Consider the following 3,618-nt stretch of genomic DNA (forward strand, 5'->3'; position numbering starts at 1 on the left):
CGTCCGAGCCGTCCTCCTGCTGGAGGGCACCCGCCGCCTCGCTGACGCGGGCATCCTCCGCGCGGCTGGCCAGCTCCAACAGCGTGCGCGTCTTCTGGCGCTTGTCGGCGAAGAGGTCGCCCATGACGGCGGTCATGCCGTCCTCGTCGAAGAGCTCCGAGCCGAGCGCCGCTTCAATGGCGCGCGCCATCTCCCGGCAGTTGGTGAAGCGCTGGGACACGTCCCGTGCGAGCGCTCGCACCACCACGGCTTCCAAGGCCTCGGGGAGGTCCGGGTTGATGCCGCGCAGCGGAGGCACGTCGGCCTCGGCGATCTGCATCATCACCGCCGCTTCGTGCGGCCCGCTGAACAACCGCTGGCCGCTCAGCAGCTCGTGCAGCATGACGCCCACGGAGAACAAGTCACTGCGGCCATCCAGGGTGGCCGCGCCCCGCACCTGCTCCGGGGACATGTAGCCGCTGGTCCCCTTCACCGTCCCCACCTGCGTGCGGCCCAAGCGTCCGCGCGCCTTGGCGATGCCGAAGTCAATCACCTTCACGACGCCGTCGTAGGTGAGCATCACGTTCTTCGGAGACACGTCGCGGTGCACCACCACCGCGGGCCGGCCCGACGGGTCCGTGAAGTGGTGCGCGTAGTGCAGGCCCAGGCAGGTATCGCGAATCACCCGCCCGACGAAGCCGAGCGGCAGCGGGTAGCCCTGGCGCGCGGAGGCCTTCACCACCTGCTCCAGGTTCTGCCCGGGCAGGAACTCCATGGCGAGGTACAGCTCCCCGCCCTCCTCGCCCAGGTCGAACACCTGACCGATGTTCGCGTGGGAGAAGGCCGCGGTGATGCGCGCCTCGTCCAGGAACATCTGGACGAATTGCTCGTCCTTCTTGATGTCCGGGAGAATCTGCTTCACCGCGACGAACTTGCGAAATCCCCCGGGCCCGGAGGTGTAGGCCAGGAACAGCTCCGCCATTCCTCCTATCGAGAGGCGCGTGAGGATTTCGTATTTCCCGATGCGCCGCCCTCTATCGGGATCGTCACCGGCGCCACCCTGCATGGACATTGGGCGCGGCATGTTATCGCCCGCATGGGTCCACGTCGACCTTCGTGACGACCCCTTCCTCGACAGGCCGGAGTGTCTGCTGGCCGATGGCCACGGCACGCGATTCCCCGTGACGAGAGGGGGCGTGTTCTCATACCAGCCAGTCAGGAGCAGGAGGCCCATGGAAGACACCAACGGCTGCCCCGGAGGCGCCAGGCGCATCGCATACTCCGGGCAAGGCGCATCCAAGCAAGACACCGCGGACCAGCTCCGGCTGTTGATTGAGAGTGTCACCGACCACGCCATCCTGACGCTCGACCCGGACGGGTACGTCGCGAGCTGGAACCCGGGCGCCGAGCGCATCAAGGGCTACCGGGCGGACGAAATCCTGGGGCAGCACTTCAGCCGCTTCTATCCACCTGAAGCCGTGGCGCGGAACCGGCCGCGGTACGGGCTCGACGTGGCGACGCGTGAGGGCCGCTTCGAGGAGGACGGCTGGCGCGTCCGCAAGGACGGCCGCCACTTCTGGGCCAACGTCGTCATCACCGCGCTGTACGACGAGTCGGGGCAGCTGCGCGGCTTCGGCAAGGTGACGCGCGACTTCACCGCCCGCTACCAGGCCCAGGAGCAACGGGAGATGGAGCGCCTGCGGGAGGCGCTTCGCATCCGTGACGACTTCCTGTCCGTGGCGTCCCACGAGCTGCGCACCCCGCTCACCCCGCTGCAACTGAAGCTGACGGCCATGCGCCGTGCCGTCGACAACGCCTCGGGAGGCACGCTGCCGAGCGCGCGTGTGGGACGCGACCTCGACGTCGCCGTCCGCCAGGTGAGCAAGCTGGTGGAGTTGGTGGACGACCTGCTCGATGTGTCACGCATCAGCGTGGGCCAGCTGACCCTGGAGCGCGTGCCCGCGGACCTCACGGCGCTGCTCCGGGAGGTCATCGCCCGCTACCTGCCACAAGCCACTCAGCTCGGAAGCACCGTGAAGCTGGACGCGCCAGGGCCCGTGCAGGGCGAATGGGACACGCGCCGGGTGGAGCAGGTGATGACCAACCTCCTCTCCAATGCAATCAAGTACGGAGCGGGCAAGCCGGTTCACGTCAGCCTGCGCGCGGAAGGTGGCATGGCGCTGCTGGACATCCGCGACGAAGGCATCGGCATCGCGCCGGAGGCACTGCCCCACGTCTTCGACCGGTTCATGCGGGCCGTGTCCGGCCACAACTACAGCGGGCTGGGGCTCGGCCTCTTCATCGCCCACCAGGTCGTCACGGCGCACGAGGGCGACATCCAGGTGTCCAGCGTGCTGGGCCAGGGGAGCACGTTCAGCGTCCGGCTCCCGCTCGGCCCCACGTAGTCACGCGCCCGGGCCGTCGCCGTCAGGTGCTCAGCGCACGCACCCGGCCCGCGAGGTTCTGGGTGAAGAGGCGGTAGATGCGCAGCGCCGCCGCCTCGTGCGTATCCACGAAGCGGTCGAAATCCGCGCGGCTGATGCGCAGCGCCCGCACGGAGGTCCGCGCACGGACGTGGGCGGAGACGGGCCCGTCCTGCACCAGGGAGATTTCCCCCAGGTACGCCCCTGGCCCCAACGTGTTGAGGTGCCGGGCGTCGTCTTCGGGTCCGCTGAAGACGTCCACCGAGCCGTCCATCAGGACGAAGAGCCCCACGCCGGGCGCGCCCTTCTCCAGCAGCACCGCGCCGGGCGCGATGACGACCTGGCGCGCCAGCCGGTAGAGGTCCTTCATGTCCTCCAGGGACAGCTCGCCGAAGATGGGGATGGCCTTGAGGAACCGGTACCCGTTCGCCGCGGGCGCCGCCGCGCCTCCGGAGCGGCGGATGAGCATGGCCTCCGCCTCCGCCTCCATCCCCATGCGGCGCAGCAGCCGGGCCTTCTCCGTCACCAGCGCCGGGTCTCCGCGCGCGTCCTCCGAGCTGCTCACCGCGTCCGCGAGCACCGCCAGCGCCCGGTGCGTGAAACCCTCCGCGTCCAGCAACTGGCAGATGCGCAGCACCGCCTCCACGAAGCGCGGGTCCTCCGCGCGCACGCCCCCGAGCGCCTCCACCTCCGCGTGCGCCTGCCCCAGCTCCCGGTAGAGCGTGGCCGCCTCGAAGGGACGGTCCAGTCGCACCAGGCACTGCGCCATGGCTTCGCGCGCGCCCAGCTCTTGATAGACGGCCAGCGCGCGCTCCAGCGCCCCGCCTCGCTCGAAGGCGGCGGCGGCGCGCTCGGCCTCCCCCGCGCGGAGGTAGCTCTCCGCGGCGGCCATGTACTGGCCACTCTGGAAGTAGAGGTCCCCGGCGGTGGCGTCCTCGCCCTGGCCGTCCATCAGCCGGGCCGCGCCCAGGAAGTCCCGCGCGCGCCGCAGCACCTCGACGAAGCCCCGGCGCTCCTTCGCCGGCCCCTGCTCGGCTTCGTGGCGGATGCGCTCGCGCTGCGCATCGCCCAGCTCCTCGTAGAGCTGCGCCGCCCGGTCCGTGTCCTCCATTTCGACCAGGGAGCGCACCGCGCGGAGGGCCCCCTCCACGGGCGTGCGCAGCCGCCCGCTCCCCTCGCCCTGGCCACCTGCTGACTCTGACATGTTGGGTCTCCC

At 70.3% G+C, this 3,618-nt stretch carries 3 protein-coding genes; 1 reads left to right on the forward strand and 2 read right to left on the reverse strand.

Annotation, left to right across the window (positions count from 1 at the left end):
- A partial coding sequence (locus tag G4D87_RS35285) for a serine/threonine protein kinase (RefSeq protein ID WP_163787097.1) occupies window positions 1-1,051 on the reverse strand: 1,051 nt, incomplete at its 3' end.
- Between the two features lie 160 nt (window positions 1,052-1,211).
- Between G4D87_RS35285 and G4D87_RS35290 the strand changes: the two genes are divergently transcribed.
- Entirely contained in the window at window positions 1,212-2,384 is a 1,173-nt protein-coding gene (locus tag G4D87_RS35290) for a PAS domain-containing sensor histidine kinase (protein WP_163787094.1), read from the forward strand.
- A 22-nt stretch (window positions 2,385-2,406) separates the two neighbouring features.
- Here the strand turns inward: G4D87_RS35290 and G4D87_RS35295 are convergent, their stop codons facing one another.
- Window positions 2,407-3,606 (reverse strand): cyclic nucleotide-binding domain-containing protein, encoded by a 1,200-nt coding sequence (locus G4D87_RS35295; RefSeq protein ID WP_163787095.1) that lies wholly within the window; start codon window positions 3,604-3,606, stop codon window positions 2,407-2,409.
- Between the last annotated feature and the right edge of the window lie 12 nt (window positions 3,607-3,618).

It is taken from the genome of Myxococcus vastator (assembly GCF_010894475.1).
GTDB classification, from domain to species: Bacteria; Myxococcota; Myxococcia; order Myxococcales; family Myxococcaceae; genus Myxococcus; species Myxococcus vastator.

Bases quoted from the DNA above. Each gene is read 5' to 3' on its own strand.
- G4D87_RS35295 (WP_163787095.1), bottom strand. From the start codon at position 3,606: ATGTCAGAGTCAGCAGGTGGCCAGGGCGAGGGGAGCGGGCGGCTGCGC.
- G4D87_RS35290 (WP_163787094.1), top strand. From the start codon at position 1,212: ATGGAAGACACCAACGGCTGCCCCGGAGGCGCCAGGCGCATCGCATAC.